Annotated in this window: 18 protein-coding genes; 4 read left to right on the forward strand and 14 right to left on the reverse strand. The window is 71.4% G+C overall.

Features of this window, described 5'->3' with window-relative positions; all coding sequences use genetic code 11:
• Positions 1-106 precede the first annotated feature (106 nt).
• The 11 genes from pyrF to ACNYC2_RS12845 all read right to left on the reverse strand — a co-directional run bounded on the left by pyrF (position 107) and on the right by ACNYC2_RS12845 (position 12,438).
• Positions 107-1,018 carry an orotidine-5'-phosphate decarboxylase gene (gene pyrF, locus ACNYC2_RS12795; RefSeq protein ID WP_419707382.1) on the reverse strand — a complete coding sequence of 304 codons (912 nt, stop codon included), beginning with the start codon at positions 1,016-1,018 and terminating at the stop codon, positions 107-109.
• A complete protein-coding gene (gene carB, locus ACNYC2_RS12800) occupies positions 1,015-4,419 on the reverse strand; it encodes a carbamoyl-phosphate synthase large subunit (RefSeq protein WP_419707383.1) in 3,405 nt (1,134 codons plus the stop codon). The genes pyrF and carB overlap by 4 nt, the downstream gene beginning before the upstream one ends.
• Complete coding sequence (gene carA, locus ACNYC2_RS12805; protein WP_419707826.1) at positions 4,419-5,711, reverse strand: glutamine-hydrolyzing carbamoyl-phosphate synthase small subunit; 1,293 nt, start codon at positions 5,709-5,711, stop codon at positions 4,419-4,421. The genes carB and carA overlap by 1 nt, the downstream gene beginning before the upstream one ends.
• 8 nt (positions 5,712-5,719) lie before the next feature.
• Complete coding sequence (locus ACNYC2_RS12810) at positions 5,720-6,304, reverse strand: hypothetical protein (RefSeq protein ID WP_419707384.1); 585 nt, start codon at positions 6,302-6,304, stop codon at positions 5,720-5,722.
• Complete coding sequence (locus ACNYC2_RS12815; protein WP_419707385.1) at positions 6,301-7,656, reverse strand: dihydroorotase; 1,356 nt, start codon at positions 7,654-7,656, stop codon at positions 6,301-6,303. Before ACNYC2_RS12815 ends, ACNYC2_RS12810 begins: the two co-directional genes overlap by 4 nt.
• Positions 7,653-8,693 carry an aspartate carbamoyltransferase catalytic subunit gene (locus ACNYC2_RS12820; RefSeq protein WP_419707386.1) on the reverse strand — a complete coding sequence of 347 codons (1,041 nt, stop codon included), beginning with the start codon at positions 8,691-8,693 and terminating at the stop codon, positions 7,653-7,655. Before ACNYC2_RS12820 ends, ACNYC2_RS12815 begins: the two co-directional genes overlap by 4 nt.
• Complete coding sequence (gene pyrR / locus ACNYC2_RS12825; protein ID WP_419707387.1) at positions 8,690-9,355, reverse strand: bifunctional pyr operon transcriptional regulator/uracil phosphoribosyltransferase PyrR; 666 nt, start codon at positions 9,353-9,355, stop codon at positions 8,690-8,692. Before pyrR ends, ACNYC2_RS12820 begins: the two co-directional genes overlap by 4 nt.
• A 124-nt stretch (positions 9,356-9,479) precedes the next feature.
• Positions 9,480-10,679, reverse strand: a complete 1,200-nt coding sequence (locus ACNYC2_RS12830) for an MFS transporter (protein WP_419707388.1) — start codon at positions 10,677-10,679, stop codon at positions 9,480-9,482.
• Positions 10,680-10,716: 37 nt separating this feature from the next.
• Positions 10,717-11,133, reverse strand: coding sequence for a transcription antitermination factor NusB (nusB, locus tag ACNYC2_RS12835; protein WP_377131284.1), 417 nt, complete (start codon positions 11,131-11,133; stop codon positions 10,717-10,719).
• Positions 11,134-11,224: 91 nt separating this feature from the next.
• Positions 11,225-11,788, reverse strand: a complete 564-nt coding sequence (efp, locus tag ACNYC2_RS12840) for an elongation factor P (protein WP_357452682.1) — start codon at positions 11,786-11,788, stop codon at positions 11,225-11,227.
• Positions 11,789-11,928: 140 nt separating this feature from the next.
• The gene (locus ACNYC2_RS12845; protein ID WP_419707389.1) at positions 11,929-12,438 is read right to left on the reverse strand and encodes a hypothetical protein; all 510 of its coding nucleotides are present in this window, start codon (positions 12,436-12,438) and stop codon (positions 11,929-11,931) included.
• A 265-nt stretch (positions 12,439-12,703) separates the two neighbouring features.
• Between ACNYC2_RS12845 and ACNYC2_RS12850 the strand changes: the two genes are divergently transcribed.
• Positions 12,704-13,354 (forward strand): hypothetical protein, encoded by a 651-nt coding sequence (locus ACNYC2_RS12850; RefSeq protein ID WP_419707390.1) that lies wholly within the window; start codon positions 12,704-12,706, stop codon positions 13,352-13,354.
• A gap of 7 nt (positions 13,355-13,361) precedes the next feature.
• Positions 13,362-14,171 (forward strand): hypothetical protein, encoded by an 810-nt coding sequence (locus tag ACNYC2_RS12855; RefSeq protein ID WP_419707391.1) that lies wholly within the window; start codon positions 13,362-13,364, stop codon positions 14,169-14,171.
• Positions 14,172-14,195: 24 nt separating this feature from the next.
• On the opposite strand, the gene ACNYC2_RS12860 is transcribed toward ACNYC2_RS12855, so the two are convergent.
• From ACNYC2_RS12860 to soxR, 3 genes are all read right to left on the reverse strand, one after another.
• Positions 14,196-14,666, reverse strand: a complete 471-nt coding sequence (locus ACNYC2_RS12860; protein WP_419707392.1) for a type II 3-dehydroquinate dehydratase — start codon at positions 14,664-14,666, stop codon at positions 14,196-14,198.
• Positions 14,667-14,702: 36 nt separating this feature from the next.
• Entirely contained in the window at positions 14,703-15,299 is a 597-nt protein-coding gene (locus ACNYC2_RS12865) for a hypothetical protein (protein ID WP_419707393.1), read from the reverse strand.
• A gap of 157 nt (positions 15,300-15,456) precedes the next feature.
• A complete protein-coding gene (gene soxR, locus ACNYC2_RS12870) occupies positions 15,457-15,945 on the reverse strand; it encodes a redox-sensitive transcriptional activator SoxR (protein WP_419707394.1) in 489 nt (162 codons plus the stop codon).
• Between the two features lie 125 nt (positions 15,946-16,070).
• Here soxR and ACNYC2_RS12875 point away from each other — a divergent pair, with 125 nt between their 5' ends.
• Entirely contained in the window at positions 16,071-17,120 is a 1,050-nt protein-coding gene (locus tag ACNYC2_RS12875; protein ID WP_419707395.1) for an alcohol dehydrogenase catalytic domain-containing protein, read from the forward strand.
• Positions 17,117-18,595: an MFS transporter gene (locus ACNYC2_RS12880; protein WP_419707396.1), complete on the forward strand. Its 1,479-nt coding sequence runs from the start codon at positions 17,117-17,119 to the stop codon at positions 18,593-18,595. Before ACNYC2_RS12875 ends, ACNYC2_RS12880 begins: the two co-directional genes overlap by 4 nt.
• The last annotated feature ends 131 nt before the right edge of the window (positions 18,596-18,726 follow it).

Genomic DNA, 18,726 nt, shown 5'->3' on the forward strand with positions numbered 1-18,726 from the left:
ACTTCGTGAAAACTCATGCACATGGGCTTTTACGCATTTGGTGCATTCCATGACAAAGCGCCCTCGATACATAGCGATCGAGGGCGCTTTGTCCTGCGGACGAGTTTCAGCTCCGCAGCGCGGTCTTCGCCTCCTGCGCGGCCGTTCGTGCGGCTCTCACCAGTGCGTCCGGGACCGGTCCGGCAGCGAGCACCCCCCTGGACGACGACGCCAGCACGTTCCGCCGGGCGTCCCCGAACGTCGTGGCGAGCTCGCGCTCCCCCGCCCCCTGCGCACCCACACCCGGCGCCAGGAGGGGTCCGTTGACGGCGACGAGATCGGTGCCCGTGGCAGCGACGGCGTCACCGATCGTCGCGCCCACCACGAGGCCGACGGAACCCATGGGCTCCGCCCCCGCGTTGAGCACCGCCGCGCGCGCGGCCATGAGGGCGGCCACCGTGCCGCCACCGACACCGTCCGGGACTCCATCCGGGCCCAGCTGCCCGGAGCTCCCGGTGCGGGCGTGCTGCACCTCGAAGCCCTCCTTGTTGGAGGTGAGGCACAGCACGAACAGCCCGCGACCGGTAGCAGCGGCCAGCTCGACGGCCGGCGCGAGCGAGCCGAACCCGAGGTACGGCGACACCGTGAGGGCGTCCCCCGCCAGGGGCGAGCCGTCCGCGAGGAACGCCTCCGCGTAGGCGCCCATCGTCGAGCCGATGTCGCCGCGCTTGGCGTCCACGATCGTCAGCGTGCCGGCACCGCCGGGACCTGCCGTGCGAGCCGCCGCGATCACCTCCTCCAGCACCGCCAGGCCGCGCGAGCCGTGCCGCTCGAAGAAGGCCGCCTGCGGCTTGAACGCCGCGACCCTGCCCCCGAGCGCGTCCACGACCCGCAGCGAGAACTCGCGCAGCCCGTCGACGTCGTCCCGCAGGCCCCAGGCGTGAAGGAGCGACGCGTGGGGGTCGATGCCGACGCACAGCGGACCGTGCTCGTCCATCGCTGCGGCGAGCCGGGCACCGAAGGGCACGACGCCGGTCATACGCCCACCGCTGCTTCGGCCACCGCTGCTTCGGCCGCCGCTGCCTCGGCCGCCGCCAGGCGGGCCACCGTCGCGGCCTGGTGCTCCTGGAGGCTCGCCACCTCGAACGGGCCCGCGAGCACCGCCTCGATCCCCTGCACGGCCGCGGCGAGCTGGTCCACGGTGGTCGCTATCGGCTTGTCCGCCGCCGTCGTGGCCGCGCGGATCTCGTAGCCGTCCGCGCGGGCACCCTGGCCCGACGGCGAGTTCACCACGAGGTCGATCTGCCCCTCGGTGATGAGCCCCACGACCGTGAGCTCGCCGTCCGGCCCGCGGCCCTCGGTGTGCTTGCGCACCACCGTCGCCTCGATGCCGTTGCGGCGCAGCACCGTGGCGGTGCCCTCGGTCGCCAGGACCTTGAAGCCGAGCTCCACCAGGCGCTTCACGGGGAAGACCACGTGCCGCTTGTCGCTGTCGGCCACGGAGACGAACACCGTGCCCGACGTCGGCAGCCCGCCGAACGCCGCCGCCTGCGACTTCGCGAACGCGTGCGGGAAGTCCTTGTCGAAGCCCATGACCTCGCCCGTGGAGCGCATCTCCGGGCCGAGCACCGAGTCCACGACCAGGCCCTCGCGGGTGCGGAACCGCTTGAACGGCAGCACCGCCTCCTTGACCGCGAGCGGGGCGCCCAGGTCGAGCGTGGCGCCGTCGTGCTCCGGGAGCAGGCCCTCGGCGCGCAGGTCGGCGATCGAGTCACCGACCATGACCCGCGCGGCCGCCTTGGCGAGCGGCGTGCCCGTCGCCTTGGAGACGAACGGCACGGTGCGCGACGCGCGGGGGTTGGCCTCCAGGACGTACAGGACGTCGCTCACGAGCGCGTACTGGACGTTGAGCAGGCCCCGCACCCCGACGCCCCGGGCGATGGCCTCGGTGGAGCGGCGGATGCGCGCGATCTCGGTCTCGCTCAGCGACACCGGGGGCAGCACGCAGGCCGAGTCACCCGAGTGGATGCCGGCCTCCTCGATGTGCTCCATGACGCCGCCGAGGAACATCTCCTCGCCGTCGAACAGGGCGTCGACGTCGATCTCCATCGCGTCGTCGAGGAAGCGGTCGATCAGCAGCGGCGCGGCGAGCGTGCCGTGCGCGCCGGAGTCCGCGTGGGAGACGGCGGCCGCCTCCAGCGCGCGCTCCACGTAGCCGGTGAGCTGGTCCTCGCTGTAGACGATCTCCATGCCGCGGCCGCCCAGCACGTACGACGGGCGCACGAGCACGGGGTAGCCGATGCGGTCGGCGATCTCGCGGGCCTGCGGCAGCGACCGGGCGGTGCCGAAGGCCGGGGCGGGCAGACCGGCGTCGAGCAGGACCTGCCCGAAGATGCCGCGGTCCTCCGCGGCATCGATCGCCTCGGGGCTGGTGCCGAGGATCGGCAGGCCCGCCTCGGCGAGGCGCCGCGCGAGGCTCAGCGGCGTCTGCCCGCCGAGCTGCACGATGATGCCCTTGACCGGCCCGGCCGCGAGCTCGGCCTGGTAGACCTCCAGGACGTCCTCGAAGGTCAGCGGCTCGAAGTACAGGCGGTCGGCCGTGTCGTAGTCCGTCGAGACGGTCTCCGGGTTGCAGTTGACCATGACGGTCTCGTACTTGTCCTTGAGCGCCAGGGTGGCGTGCACGCACGAGTAGTCGAACTCGATGCCCTGCCCGATGCGGTTGGGGCCGGAGCCGAGGATGATCACCGCCTCGCGCTCGCGGGGCGCCACCTCGGTCTCGGAGTCGTAGCTCGAGTAGTGGTACGGCGTCTTGGCCGCGAACTCGGCGGCGCAGGTGTCCACGGTCTTGTAGACCGGGCGGACGCCGAGCGCGTGCCGGATCTCGCGGACCGTCACCTCGCCCGAGGAGCCCATGCCGCGCAGCCGCGCGACCTGGGCGTCGGACAGCCCGTGCCGCTTGGCGTGCCGCAGCACGTCCTCAGTGATCGTCGGCGAGGCCGCGACCTCGGCGGCCACCTCGTTGACGAGCTGGATCTGGTCGAGGAACCAGGGGTCGATCTTGGTGGCGTCGAAGACCTGCTCGAGCGTCGTCTCGCCGGTGGCGACCGCCCGCAGCGCCTGCTGGACCGCGACCATCCGGCCCTCCGTGGGCCGCTCGATCTCCTTGAGCAGCGTCGCCAGCTCCTCGCCCGACGGCGCGTCGCCGTCCCAGTGGAACTGGACGCCGCCCTTGTCGATGGACCGCAGGGCCTTGCCGAGCGCCTCGGTGAAGTTGCGGCCGAGCGCCATGGCCTCGCCCACCGACTTCATGGTGGTGGTCAGCGTGTCGTCGGCGGCGGGGAACTTCTCGAACGCGAACCGCGGGACCTTGACCACGACGTAGTCGAGCGTGGGCTCGAAGCTCGCGGGAGTCACCTTGGTGATGTCGTTCGGGATCTCGTCCAGCGTGTAGCCGACGGCGAGCTTGGCGGCGATCTTCGCGATCGGGAAGCCGGTCGCCTTGGAGGCCAGCGCCGAGGAGCGCGAGACGCGCGGGTTCATCTCGATGACGATGATCCGCCCGTTCTCCGGGTCGATGGCGAACTGGATGTTGCAGCCGCCGGTGTCGACGCCGACCTCGCGGATCACGGCGATGCCGATGTCGCGCAGCTTCTGGTACTCGCGGTCCGTCAGCGTCATCGCAGGGGCCACGGTGACGGAGTCGCCGGTGTGCACGCCCACGGGGTCGACGTTCTCGATGGAGCAGACGACCACGACGTTGTCGTTGCGGTCGCGCATGAGCTCGAGCTCGTACTCCTTCCAGCCGAGGATGGACTCCTCCAGGAGCACCTCCGTGGTGGGCGAGTAGTGCAGGCCCTGCCCGACGATGCGGTGCAGGTCCGTCTCGTCGTAGGCCAGGCCGGAACCCAGGCCGCCCATCGTGAACGACGGGCGCACGACCATCGGGTAGCCGAGGATCTCGGCCGCCTTGAGGGCCTCGTCGATAGTGTGCACGATCTCGGAGCGCGCCGACTCGCCGCCGCACTTCTCGACGACGTCCTTGAACTGCTGGCGGTCCTCGCCCTTCTGGATGGCGGGGATGTTGGCGCCGATGAGCTCGACGCCGTACTTCTCCAGCACGCCGGCCTCGTCGAGCGCGATGGCGGCGTTGAGCGCCGTCTGGCCACCGAGGGTGGGCAGCAGCGCGTCGGGGCGCTCCTTGGCGATGATCGTGGTGAGGACCTCGGTCGTGATGGGCTCCACGTACGTGGCGTCCGCGAACTCGGGGTCGGTCATGATCGTGGCCGGGTTCGAGTTCACGAGGATGACCCGCAGGCCCTCCTCGCGCAGGACGCGGCAGGCCTGGGTGCCCGAGTAGTCGAACTCGCAGGCCTGGCCGATGACGATCGGGCCGGACCCGATGACGAGGACCGAGGAGATGTCGGAACGGCGAGGCATCAGTGGTTCTCCTCGGTGTTGATGGCGGTGTTGATCGGTGCGGTGGGAGCGGTCTTGAGAGCCGGCGGCCAGGCCGCCGGGTTCGTCAGCAGGCCGACGAACCGGTCGAACAGGTACGCGGCGTCGTGCGGGCCGGCGGCCGCCTCCGGGTGGTACTGCACCGAGAAGGCGGGCAGGTCCAGGCAGGTGAGGCCTTCGACGACCTGGTCGTTGAGGCCCACGTGGGAGACGACGACGCGGCCGTAGCGGCCGCCGTCGTGCGGCGCCGTCGAGCCTGCCTCGTCCAGGGGGGCGTCGACCGCGAAGCCGTGGTTGTGCGCGGTGACCTCGACCTTCGCGGTGGTGCGGTCCAGCACCGGCTGGTTGATGCCGCGGTGCCCGTAGTCCAGCTTGTAGGTGCCGTACCCGAGCGCGCGGCCCAGGAGCTGGTTGCCGAAGCAGATGCCGAAGAACGGGATCCTGCGGTCCAGGACCTCGCGCAGCAGCTCGACCTCGTGGCCGGCAGCGCCCGGGTCCCCGGGGCCGTTGGAGAAGAAGACGCCGCGCGGGGCGTCGTCGGGCAGCCCGGCGAACACACCCTCGATGTCGGCGACGGTGGAGGCCTGCGGCACGACGACGACGCGTACGCCGCGCTCGGCGAGGCGGACCGGCGTCATGGTCTTGATGCCCAGGTCGACGGCGACCACCGTGGCGACGGGGGCCGCGCCGGGGTTGTTCTCCAGCCACTCGCCCTGCGGCTCCACGGTGTAGGCCTCCTTGGTGGAGACCTCGCGGGCCAGGTCGGCGCCTGCCATCTGCGGGGAGGCCTGCACCTGGGCCACGAGCTCCTCGACGGAGCGCGGGTAGCCGTCGCGGACCAGGTCCTCGCCCGAGAAGATGCCGGCGCGCATCACGCCCTCCTCGCGCAGCCGGCGCGTCAGGGCGCGGGTGTCGACGTCGGAGATGCCGACGATGCCCTGCTCGGCGAGCTCCTCGCCGAGCGAGTGCTGCGCGCGCCAGCTCGACACGCGCCGCGCGGGGTCGCGGACCACGTAGCCGGAGACCCAGATCTGGCCGGACTCCGGGTCCTCGTCGTTCACGCCGGTGTTGCCGACGTGCGGCGCCGTCATGACGACGATCTGCCGGTGGTAGGACGGGTCCGTCAGCGTCTCCTGGTAGCCGGTCATGCCGGTGGAGAACACGATCTCGCCGAACGTGGTGCCGGTGGCGCCGTACGCGCGGCCGCGGTAGGTCGTGCCGTCCTCGAGGACGAGCGCTGCGGACTCCGCGGCGGTCTGTGCTGCGGGTGTCATCGGGATGGTCACCGGGCCTCCTGCTGGTGCGGGTACTGCTGGTGCGGGTCTTGCTGAACGTGTTGCTGGGGCTGCTGGTCGGCCAGCAGCTGCCGGACGGCGTCGACGAGCGCGCCGCGGTCCTCGGCGCGCCGCGTGCGCAGGCCGGTGTCGACCAGTGCGGCGGCGACGTCGTCGGCCTCCGGGACCGCCCAGGTCAGGACGACGAGCCCGTCGGCGCCGACGTACTTGCCGGCCATGCCCGGGGCGAGGCTCGTGCTGCGGATCGCGTGCACGGGAACCCAGAGGTCGTCGGCGCCCTCGCGCTCGACCAGGACGCCGCCGTCGTGCACGGAGACGATCGAGTTGGACCGGTCGCCGAGCCCGTGTGCGCCGACGCGGGCGAGCCAGTCGCCGTGCAGCGTGGTGGAGACGTAGACCGCCTCCAGCGGGCCGAACCGCACGGATCCCACGTGGTCCGCGCCGGGGACCTCGGGCGGCCGCGGCACGAGGGTGGTGGTGCGCTGCGCGAGCCGGCGTCGGCCGATGAGCGTCACGTACAGCACCAGGAAGATCGCCAGGAGGACCAGCAGGGCGATGGCCAGGAACTTCATCGGGTGGCTCCTTCGAAGGGCGTGCTCTCGACGGCTCGGTCAACGACTGTGCCGTCGAGCACCGTCGCGCGGCCGCGCAGGAACGTCGCGACCACGCGGCCCGGCAGCTCCATGCCCGTGAACGGCGTGTTGTCGCTCGCGGTGACCTGGGTGCGGCCGTCGATCGCCCGGGTCGCGGACGGGTCGACGAGGGTCAGGTTGGCGGGCTCGCCGACGGCGACCGGGCGGCCCTGGCTCTGCTCGATCCGGCCGATCCGGGCGGGGTTCTCCGAGAGCACGCGGGCGACGTCGGCCCAGGTCATGCGGCCCGTGTCGACCATGGTCTGCTGCACCACGGACAGCGCGGTCTCCAGGCCGGTCATGCCGAACGCGGCCGACGCCCACTCGCAGTCCTTGTCCTCGACCGGGTGCGGGGCGTGGTCGGTGGCGACGATGTCGATGGTGCCGTCGGCCAGGCCCTCGCGGACCGCCTCGACGTCCTTCGCGGTGCGCAGCGGCGGGTTGACCTTGAACACCGGGTCGTAGTCGCGGGCGAGCTCGTCGGTCAGCACCAGGTGGTGCGGCGTCACCTCGGCGGTGACGTCGATGCCCCGGCCCTTGGCCCAGCGGATGATCTCCACGGACCCTGCCGTCGACAGGTGGCACACGTGCAGGCGCGAGCCCACGTGCTCGGCCAGCAGCACGTCGCGCGCGATGATCGACTCCTCGGCCACCGCCGGCCAGCCCGTCAGGCCGATCTGCGCGGAGACGACGCCCTCGTTCATCTGCGCGCCCTCGGTCAGGCGCGGCTCCTGCGCGTGCTGGGCCACGACGCCGTCGAACGCCTTGACGTACTCCAGCGCGCGGCGCATCAGGACCGGGTCGTGCACGCACTTGCCGTCGTCCGAGAAGACCCGGACGCGGGCCGCGGAGTCGGCCATGGCGCCCAGCTCGGCGAGCTTCTCGCCGTCCAGGCCCACGGTCACCGCGCCGACGGGGTGCACGTCGACCCAGCCGGCCTCCTGGCCCAGCCGGTACACCTGCTCGACGACGCCCGCGGTGTCCTGCGTCGGCGTCGTGTTGGCCATCGCGTGCACGGCGGTGAACCCGCCTGCGGCGGCGGCCCGGGTGCCGGAGAACACCGTCTCGGCGTCCTCCCGGCCGGGCTCGCGCAGGTGGGTGTGCAGGTCGACGAGGCCGGGCAGGAGCACGTGCCCCTCCGCACGGACCTCGTGGGCGCCCTCGGGCACGTCGACAGAGCCGGGGGCCCCGATCGCGGCGATCACTCCGTCCGCCAGGACGACGTCGACCGCGTCCGCGCCGTAGGGAAGCACCCCACGCAGCACGTAGGTCGTGGTTGAAGGGGCGCTCACAGAGTGTTCCTCTCGTCGGTGCTGGTCTTCTCGGTGCTGGTCTTCTCGGTGCTGGTGCCGGTGTCACCGGACAGCAGCAGGTACAGGGCGGCCATCCGGACAGCGACGCCGTTGGCCACCTGCTCCACGATCACGGAGCGGGGGTGGTCGGCGGCGGCCGCGGAGATCTCCAGGCCGCGGTTCATCGGACCGGGGTGCATCACTATCGAATGGTCGGGCAGCACCGCGAGACGGCGGGCGTCGAACCCGAACTTGCGGCTGTACTCCATGGGGCTCGGGAAGAACGAACCCGACCCGCCCGACATCCGCTCGCGCTGCACCCGCAGCATCATGACCGCATCGGGCTGCCACTGCTCGAGCGTCTCGTCCAGGTGGTACGAGACGCGGCACGGCCACGTCTCCACGCCGACCGGGACCAGCGTGGGCGGCGCGACCAGCGTCACCTCGGCGCCGAGGGTGTGCAGCAGGTACACGTTCGAGCGGGCCACGCGGGAGTGCAGCACGTCGCCGACTATCGCGATGCGCAGCCCGGAGAGGTCCGCGCCCGCCGAGGTGTCGGTGCCGCGACCGTCCTCGCCGACGTTGCCCACCAGGTGCCGGCGGATCGTGAACGCGTCCAGCAGCGCCTGCGTCGGGTGCTGGTGCATGCCGTCGCCCGCGTTGAGCACGCCGGCGTCGAGCCAGCCGGCATGGGCCAGCTGGTGCGCGGCGCCCGAGGCCGAGTGGCGCACCACCACGGCGTCGGCGCCCATGGCGTGCAGGGTCAGCGCCGTGTCCTTCAGGGACTCGCCCTTGGACACGCTGGAACCCTTGGCCGAGAAGTTGATGACGTCGGCGGACAGGCGCTTGGCCGCCGTCTCGAACGAGATCCGGGTGCGCGTGGAGTCCTCGTAGAAGAGGTTCACGACGGTGCGCCCGCGCAGCGTCGGCAGCTTCTTGTTCTCGCGGGACTGCGTGGCGGCCATCTGCGCGGAGGTGTCCAGGAGCAGGATCGCGTCGTCCTTGGACATGCCCTGGGTTGTCAGGAGGTGCTTCACCGCGCGACCCCGCTCTCGCTGGCCGAGCCTGTCGAGACCCCGCTGATGACGACGGAGTCGGCTCCCCCGTCGACGTCGGACAGCCGGACCCGCACCCGCTCGCTGCGCGACGTGGGCAGGTTCTTGCCCACGTAGTCGGCGCGGATCGGGAGCTCGCGGTGGCCGCGGTCGACCAGGGCGGCGAGCTGCACCACGCGGGGGCGGCCCAGGTCGTTCAGGGCGTCGAGCGCGGCGCGGATGGTGCGGCCGGAGAACAGGACGTCGTCGACCAGGACGACCACCTTGTCGTCGATGGTGCCGTCCAGGCTGCCCGGCAGGACCGTCTGCCCGACGGCGCGCGTGGGCTGACGGCGCAGGTCGTCGCGGTACATGGTCACGTCGAGGGTGCCGTACTCGCCGTTGAACGAGGGCTCGATCTGCGTCAGGCGCTCGGCGAGCCGGTGCGCGAGCTGCACGCCGCGCGTCGGGATGCCGAGCAGGAGGAGGTCGGCGGCGCCCTTGTTTCGCTCCACGATCTCGTGGGCGATGCGGGTCAGGGCCCGGGCGATGTCGGCCTCGCCGAGCACCGTCCGTGCGGCGGTGCCGGGGTCCGTGCTGGGCTCCGCGTCTCGGGGGCTGCTGGGAGTGGCGCTGGTTTCGGGCATGCGGCTGCCAGGATTCATCTGGCGACCTCCTTCTCCGCCTCACGGGACGGGATTAAAGGGAGTCTGACAGCCACCACCCTAACCCGCCGCCCCTGCGCCGAGAGCCGGGGCCGCCGCCCGCCGGAGCGGTGTTGCTCACACCTCAGTCCCGCAGCACCGCGGCCGCCAGGCTCGCGGCGACGGCCACCAGCGCGAGCACCATCCCGACCGTCCCCGGCCAGCCTGCCAGCGCGAACCCGACGCCGCCGAGCCACCCGAACACGCTCGACCCCGCGTAGTACGCCAGGTTGTAGACCGCAGCGGCCTGGGTGCGCGCCTGCGGCGCGGCGACCGGCGTCCAGCCGCTGGCCACCGCATGCGCTCCGAAGAACCCGCCCGTCAGGACGACCAGGCCCGCCAGCACCACCGGCAGCCAACCCGACAGCGTGGCCGCCACGCCGACCGCCATCACACCGGTCGAGGCGATCAGCACCCGGCGCCGCCCGTGCCGCACCACCAGGCGGCCCGTCCGCGCCGACGACCACGTGCCGGCCAGGTACGCGAGGAACACGAGGCTCACCACGCCGGACGACAGCCCGAACGGCTCGTCGACCAGGCGGAAGCCGAGGTAGTTGTAGACGGCCACGAACCCGCCCATGAGCAGCAGCCCCTGTGCGTCGAGGGCGAGGAGGCGCGGGCTGAGCAGCACCTTGAGGCGGCTCGCCCGGCCGCCGTCCGGCGCATGAGGCCCGCTGTCGCCCTTCGTGACCTTCCGGTCCCGCGGCGCCAGCCAGATGAACATGCCCGTCGCGACCAGGCAGGCGACCGCAACGGCACCCACGCCGGCGCGCCAGCCGAAGAGCTCGGCGACTCCACCCGCCACGAGCCGGCCCAGGAGCCCGCCCATCGAGGTGCCCGCCACGTAGGTCCCCGCAGCGCGGGGCACCGCGGAGGCCGACCCGGCGTCGATGAGCGTCTCGGTCAGGTACGCCATCGCCACGGCGGGCACCCCGGCGACGAGCAGCCCTTCCACCGCCCGTCCGGCGACCATCAGGCCGAACGTCGGCGCGAAGGGCACCGCGAGCCCGACCGCCGTCGCGCCGAGCATCGCGAAGGCCATCGCCCGCACCCGGCCGACCCGGTCGGCCACCCAGGCCCAGGGCAGCACGCCGACGGCCAGGCCGAGCGTGGCGGCGGAGACGAGCAGCGCCGTCGCGGAGGCGGACGTCGCGAGCTCACGGGCGGCGTCGGGCAGCACGGACTGCGGGGCGTAGAGCTGCGCGAACGCAGCGGTCCCGGCACCGAACAGGGCGACGAGCAGACGTCGCTCGTCGAACCGTTCAGCGCCGGGACCGGTGCTCACGCGTGCCGCGCACCTGCGCCCGTTCCCGCGCGGGCTCTCACGCCAGCAGGGTCGGCTTCAGGTCCTTGACCCGGCCGAGGAGGCCGTTGACGAAGGCGGGCGAGTCGTCCGTCGACAGGTCGCCGGCGAGGTCGACCGCCTCGTCGACCGCTACGGCGTCGGGCACCTCGTCGTTGAACAGGACCTCCCAGGAACCGATCCGCAGCAGTGCGCGGTCGACAGCCGGCATGCGCTGGAGCGTCCAGCCCTGCGAGTACGTCTCGAGCACCTCGTCGATGCGGTCGCGGTGCTCGACCACACCCTCGACGATGTCTACCGTGTACTGCGGCACGGCCGCCTCGGTGTGCGGCACCGCCACGCGGTCGGCGAGGAGCTTCAGCGGGTCGATGCCCCGCTGCTCCGCCTCGAAGAGGATGTCGGCGGCGCGCTTGCGCGCCTTGGTGCGTGCGCCCATGGTCTCTTATCTCTACTGAAGTTCGCTACTGGAGCTCTGCTACGAAACCTGCTGGTGGGCTGTCGTGCGCCGGTTGCCCGTCAGCCGCACGTCACTCCGTGACGCGGCCGAGGTAGTCGCCCGTGCGCGTGTCGACCTTCACCTTGACGCCCTGCTCGAGGAACAGCGGGACCTGGATCTCGGCACCCGTCTCGAGCGTCGCCGGCTTGGTGCCACCGGTGGACCGGTCGCCCTGCAGGCCCGGCTCGGTGTAGGTGATCTCGAGGACGACCGACGTCGGCAGCTCGATGTACAGCGGCGTGCCGTCGTTCGAGGCGAGCATGACGCTCATGCCCTCGAGCATGTAGTCCTTGGCGTCGCCGACGGTCGCCGCGGGCACGTTCACCTGGTCGTACGTGTCGTTGTCCATGAAGACGAAGTCCTCGCCGTCCATGTACAGGTACTGGAAGTCACGACGGTCGACGTTGGCCGTCTCGACCTTGATGCCCGCGTTGAACGTCTTGTCGACGACCTTGCCGGACAGCACGTTCTTCATCTTCGTTCGGACGAACGCTCCACCCTTGCCCGGCTTGACATGCTGGAACTCGATGACGGACCAAAGGTTGCCGTCGATGCGGAGCACAGTGCCGTTCTTGATGTCGTTGGAGGTAGCCACGTTCGTCTTCCTGTGTCGGTGAAGGTTTGCACCCAGGGCGCGCCGACGGGAGGCCGGCGGCTGGGGTGATCGAGCTGGGTGATCAAGCAGGTGTCAAGCAGCAGCGGTCAAGTCTAACGGACGACGCAGATCATGGAGGCCTAGCTGACGCCCGCACGGACGATGACGCCGATCGCTGCAGCGATCACCATCAGGATCACTGACACGGGGTAGAAGATCAGGGCTCGGCGGATATGCGCGTGCTTCTGCGCCGAGATATCGGCAAGGTTCTTTACCTGCACCCACGCCTCGCGCCGATCGTTCCCCGGACTGGTCGCCGCGAGCTCATCGACGGATGAGCCAACGATGTCCGGCAAGGAGTAGCGGGAGAACTCCCGCTGCTTCATCCGAGGTCGGAGCGAGAGCACCAGGTACACACCGGCGATGCCGCAGAGCACGATCGCGACGATCCCAATCGCAGCCCCCACCACCGCAAGCCATGCTCCCGGTTCGAGGGCCTCGAAGAGCGGGAGCGCTGGGGTACCGACGCCGAAGGTCAACGCGATCGCACCCACAAGGACGCTCGTCTTGAGGTCCGCGTTGGTGATCGTGAGCTGGAGCATCGACTGGATGAACTGAGCGTCCGCAGCGCCGCCGTCGGCGTCTGGCATCCGGGTCAACCGAACCGAGTCGCGCTGCACACGACCACCACCCCACAGCCCCATACAACCTCCAGATTCTCCGCCTGCCGCCGCACCCGCGGCCAAGCCTACCGACGTGCACGGCCCCGCCTCTCGGACATCGGGCTCGCCCTACCGTCAGCGAAATCACCATATCCCTTCGATCTCGGACAAGCTGGACAGGCCACCAGGACCAAGGACCATCGAGTTAAGCTCAAGGCTAATTTCTCACGAAATTAAGGATTAGGCTTAACCCATGTTTACCGTAATCGGCGATGTGGTCGGCTCCCGCGCGCTCAAGGATCGGGCACGGGCGCAGCGAGCGATCATGGACGCCCTCTCGAGCGCGGCCGAGCGCATTCGCCCCGTACAGCGGCTCGAGCCCACCTTCGGTGACGAGATCCAGGGCGGATTCGAGACCGTCGCTGACGCAACGCTCGCAACGCTGTTGATCCAGCTCGAACTGCACCGCCTCGCCTTCCCGTCTCAGACCGATACGGACGCGGGGCCCAGACCTGAGCTCGTCGTGATGCGATTCGGGATCGGCAATGGCGACGTGCGCGTGTTCGAGCTCGAGTCCCAACCGATTCGCCAGGACGGCCCGGGCTGGCACGCGGCAAGGGAGGCGATCGATTCACTGGGCAAGAAGTCCGGCGCGAGGTACGTCGGCCCCGCAGGCGCCGGATGGCCAGAGCCCGCGGCCGTCAACGCGTTCCTCGTTGCGCGTGACGGCCTCGTCGATACACTCAACCACCGCCAACGGCGGATGCTCCTGTCCGCGCTCCACGGTCAGCCCCAGAAGGCCGTCGCGGCGCGGGAGGGCATCTCGGAATCGGCGGTGAGCCAGGCGTTCGCGAGGGGCGTGAGTGCCGTTCGTGACGCACAAGACCTGTTCGGAAAGGCGTGACAGACGGATGATCATCCTCGGTGCGTTCCTCGCCGCGTTGGGCGTGACGGACGCGTTCCGTGACACGCACCCGTCGGGCATCTCGGCCCGCCGGCGCTACACCGCACTGGCCGCAGGTCTCGCCACCCTGATAGCGCTGCTGGCTACGAGCGGCGCCCCTGTGGCCACCAAGGTAGGCCTCGGCATATCGCTCGCGCTACTCCTTGCCGTCTGGGCCCTCCTCGACGTCATCACCCGTGCGATCGGAGCAACGGCGGCGCGCTACGCAGCGTTCTTGTCGATCGGTGCAGGCATCACCATTGCACTCCTGCTCGCGGACGACGGATCCACCGCATGGCCGAGCTGGATTCCCGGCCCTCTGTCAGATTTCCCGCCCGCGCGCGTGATCCTCGTGGTCGGCATTGCTCTCGCGCAGGTCACCACGGCCAACGTGCTTGTCCGGCTCATCCTCGACGCCGTCAACGTCCCGACCAAAGAAGGCTCCGACCGACTCCGAAGCGGGCGCGTGCTCGGGCCCATGGAGCGGCTCTTCATCCTGGGCCTCGGCCTCGCCGGGAACCTGACCGCAGCCGCAGTCGTCGTCGGAGCGAAGGGCTTGCTTCGCTTTCCCGAGCTGGCCGCGAGCGAATCAAGCTCCAGAACGCCGTCGCCGATCATCGTCCAGTCCGCCACAGGCAATACTCCGAGCCCGGCCGTCGAGACCCCACCGATCCACCAAGGTCCGAATCCCGTAACTGAGTACTTCTTGATCGGCAGCTTCGCCAGCTGGCTGCTCGCGCTCGCAGGGCTCGGCCTCGCACTTCTGATGCTCGGTTAAGGCTCCGGCTTCAGATCAGGGAAATTAAGCCCCGGACTTACTACGAAGGCGGCTCTCGATGGCCGACAGCGCCAGCCGGTAGGAGTCGAAACCGAACCCCGCGATGGTGCCCGTCGCGATCCCGGCCACCACCGAGTAGTGCCGGAACGACTCCCGCGTGGCCGGGTTCGAGAGGTGCACCTCGATGAGCAGCAGGTCCGCGGTGGTGACCTGGGCGGCGGCGTCGCGCAGCGCGTACGAGTAGTGCGTGAACGCAGCCGGGTTGAGCACCACGTGGGCGCCGGCGTCGACCGCCTCGTGGAGCCAGCCGACGATCTCCGACTCGCCGTCGGTCTGCCGCACCTCGACCTCCAGCCCCAGCTCCTCGCCCCACTCCGCGGCGGCGATCTTGAGGTCCGCCATGGAGGCATGGCCGTAGATCTCGGGCTCGCGGACGCCGAGCCGGCCGAGGTTCGGACCGTTGAGCACCAGGACACGGGGCAGCGCAGAAGCCATGGCCGCGAGCCTAACCGGCACAGCGGCACGGCGTCGTCAGATCTTGCCGCTCCCGCTGGCGATCCGGTGCCCGCCCGTCGCGTCGGCGACCCAGCGCAGCGCCTCGGGACGAAGCTCGTCCCAGCCCCAGAAGACGAAGGCCAGGCAGGTGAGCGCCGCGCCACCGGCCCGCCACCCGACGACCGGCGTGGCGACGCCGCACGCCCGGCACTCCAGGTCCGCCTCGCTCCCCTCGTCCCCCTCGCTCCAGGCCTCCGCCGCGGCGTAGAACCGCCCCAGGCCTTCCTCGTCCGAACAGGTCGGACCGAACTCCTCCGGCGGCCCGAAGAACTCCCTCGTGGCCGAGCAGCGCGGGCACGTCACCGAGCCGACGTCGAACTGCCCGCCGTCCTGCACCGCACGACCGACCCGGACCTGGACACCCCACGGCGACTCTCCCGACACCGACGTCTCCACGGTGTCGGCCCACGCAGGTCCCGCCGGATGGCCGTCGCCCCCGAGTGCCGCGTCCGGGGACAGCTCCGGAAGGATCACGCCGCGTGCGACCAGTGCCTCCACCACCCGCCGGCCGACCTCCGGCGCGTCGTGCTCGGTCACGTCCAGGTCGGCGACCCACTCGTAGTACGTACCCACAGCTCTCCCTCGCCCGGCACCGCACCGGTGCCGCTCTCTACTGTTTCCCGCTGGCGTTTGCTGCCGACGCTTGCCGTCGGCGCTTCCCGTCCGTGCGGCTTTCTACCAGAGCCACCGCCGGGACCGCCCGCAAAGTCGACCTTCACCGGCGCCGACATCACGGCCCTTCCGGCTCCAGCCCCTCCACGAGGAGCGTCCGCGGCCCTGGGCCGGCCTCGGCGAGCTCGTCGTGCGGGTTGGTCAGCGTGCAGCGACGCAGCGAGAGGCAGCCGCAGCCTATGCAGTCGGTGAGATGGTCACGGAGCCGGGAGAGCTGCTCGATCCGCGCGTCAAGATCGTCGTGCCAGGCCTGCGAGATGCGCCGCCAGTCCTTCGCGGTCGGCGTGCGGTCGCCGGGGAGCGTCCCGAGTGCGGCACCGATGTCCGCGAGCGGTATCCCGACGCGCTGCGACACCCTGATGAACGCCACGCGTCGCAGCGTCTCGCGCCGGTATCGGCGCTGGTTGCCGGACGTCCGACGGCTCGTGATCAGGCCTTTGCGCTCGTAGAAGTGCAATGCTGACACCGACACGCCGCTGCGCGCGGCGAGATCACCGACCGTGAGCTCGTCACGGTCCCACGGGACGGCAGGGTTGGGTGCTTCCACGGGTGGCCTCCTCAGGCTCTCCAGGACTCCGGCGACGACGCTCCGACGACGCCCGCGGACGCCGTCGGGCCGGCCGCACGAGCCGCGATTGACCTCAACTTTGGTTCAGGTTAGAGGATGACCGCATGGACGCCATCAGACACCACTCCTTCGGCCCGCCCGAGGTACTCACGCTCGAGCAGATCCCCGACCCCGTACCCGGCCCCGGCGAGGTGCTCGTCGACGCGGTAGCGCACGGGGTACACCTCGTCGACACGAGCATCCGCCGCGGCGAGGAGGGCCCTCCGCTCCCCCTGCCGAGCCTCCCGACGGTCCCGGGCCGGGAGATCGCGGGCACCGTCTCCGGCGTCGGACCGGGCGTCGACCCCTCGTGGACCGGACGTCGCGTCGCGGCGCACCTCGGCCGCGTGCCCGACGGCGGCGGGTACGCCCGACGCGTCGTCGTCGGAACCGACAAGCTGCACGCGATCCCCGACGGTCCGGACGGCACTCCCCTGGACCCCGCCGACGCGATAGCCATGATCGGCACGGGCCGCATGGCGGTCTACACCCTCGACATCGCGGCCGTGACGGCCGCCGACGTCGTTGTCGTCACCGGTGCCGCAGGCGGGCTTGGCACACTATTCGTGCAGGAGGCGCTCGCTGCCGGGGCGCGTGTCGTCGCCCTGGCGAGCAGCGGGGCCCGGCTGAAGGTCCTGGAAGACCTGCTGGCAGGAGCGGACGCCGGTGCGCGGCTCGCCCTCGTCGACTACTCCGTCCCGGGGTGGACGGACGTCGCACGAGCCGCCCTCTGCGACTCCCCCGCGACGCTCGTGCTCGACGGCGTCGGCGGCGACCTCGGCACCGCCGCCACGGACCTGCTCGACGACGGCGGAGCGGCCGCCACCTCCGCTCCCGCGCGGCTCGTGGCTTACGGTTGGGCGTCCGGCGAGCCCAACCGGTACACGTCCTGGGCGGAGGCCGACCAGATCGACTCCCCGATCGAGGTGCGCTACGCCGTCGGGCCCGACGCTCCCTCGATGCCCGACCAGCGCCCCTACCAGGAGCGAGCGCTGGCCCGGGCGGCGTCCGGCCGGTGGCGGGTCGCGACGCACCGCGTGCCGTTCGCCGAGGCCGCGCGAGCCCACCGCGAGCTCGAGGAGCGTCGCACCACCGGCAAGGTGGTGCTGGTGTGACCGCGACCGTTCCCCCGTCGCCGACGGGCTCTTCCTCGGTCAGTCCCTCAGCCACGTCACCGGCTCCGACGCCGCCTGCGCCGTCGGGCACGCTGGGCCGGGCGGCACAGCGCCTCGTCCTCGCCGGGATGGTCGCACTCTGCTCGCTCGGGGCGTTCGAGGCGCTCGCCGTGTCCACGGCGATGCCGACCGTCGCCGTCGAGCTGGACGGGCTGCGGTACTACACGCTCGCGTTCGCGGTGACCTTCGCGACCAGCGTGGTCGGGATGCTCACGGCCGGGCGCTGGTGCGACCGCAGCGGCCCGACGCCCGCGATGTGGACCGGCGTGGCACTCTTCGTGGTCGGGCTCGTCGTCGCGGGGACGGCCACCGACATCGGCACCCTCGTCGCGGGGCGCGCTGTGCAGGGCGTCGGCAACGGGTTGTACGGCGTCGCGCTGTACGTCCTGGTCGCTCGCGTGTTCGCCGCCGAACGGCACCCCGCCGTCTTCTCGGCGTTCGCCGCGGCGTGGGTCGTGCCCGCGATCGTCGGGCCGGGACTCGCCGGGCTCCTCGTGGACCACGTGGGCTGGCGCTGGGTGTTCCTGGGTGCCGCCGCGCTCACGGTGCCGGCGGCACTCCTGATGCGCCCTGGCCTCACGGCTGCCCGCGGCGACCGGGTGGATCCCGCGGATGGCGGGGTCTCGGGTAGCGGGGTCTCGGACGGTGGGGTCTCGGACGGCGTCGCGACCTCGAACGGCACAGCCTCGGACAGCGCGGTCTCGGAGGACTTGGCTCCGGCCGGCCCGAACCCGAAGGACATGAATGGCGACCGGCGCGACGCGGCCGCCGTCGGGCAACCGGGGCCTCCTCCGCTGCACGCGCTGCGTCTCATCCTGGCCGTGCTGCGGGCCGGGCGCGGGTTGCCGGCCGTCGTGTCGGTGCGGGCCCTGGTGTCGGCGGCGTTCGTCGGCGCGGAGGTGCTGCTGCCCCTGCTCCTGGTGCACGAGCGGCACCTGAGCCCAGGCGGCGCCGGCCTCATCCTGACGGTGGGAGCGCTCGGCTGGTCCGGGGCATCCTGGGTGCGCGGCCGCGACCTTCTGCACCTGAGCCACGCCGGCTACGTGCGGCTGGGCGGAGGCCTGCTCGCCCTGGGGATGATCGGCGCGACCGTCCTCGTACTGCCCGCTGTGCCGGCCGGGGTCGGGATGGCGTTCTGGGTGCTGTCCGGCAGTGGGATGGGCCTGGTCTTCCCCACGCTGTCTGTCCTGACGCTCGAGCTGGCGGCGCCGCACGAGCAGGGCTCGGCCTCGTCGGCGCTCCAGGTGGCCGACGCCGTCGCCGCCGCGATCGCGTCCACCGCGACCGGGGCGCTCCTGTGGGCCCTGCACGACATCGTGGGGCTGCCCGCCTACGCGGCGGTGCTCGGGCTTACCGGTCTGCTCGCGTTGATGACAGTGCTCCTGGCGGGCCGGACACGACTCGTCAGGCAATGAGCGGAGCGAGGCGGCCTGGCCAATCCAGGCCAGGCCGCCTCAGCGGACCGCCTGCTGCGGCGGATCCCGTGGAGTGGGTGCCGTCCGTCGCGGAGAGGCATTCGGTGGGCCTGGTCTGCTCTCGGTGGACT

The organism is Promicromonospora sp. NFX87 (assembly GCF_048564965.1).
In the GTDB taxonomy this organism is placed as follows: Bacteria; Actinomycetota; Actinomycetes; order Actinomycetales; family Cellulomonadaceae; genus Promicromonospora.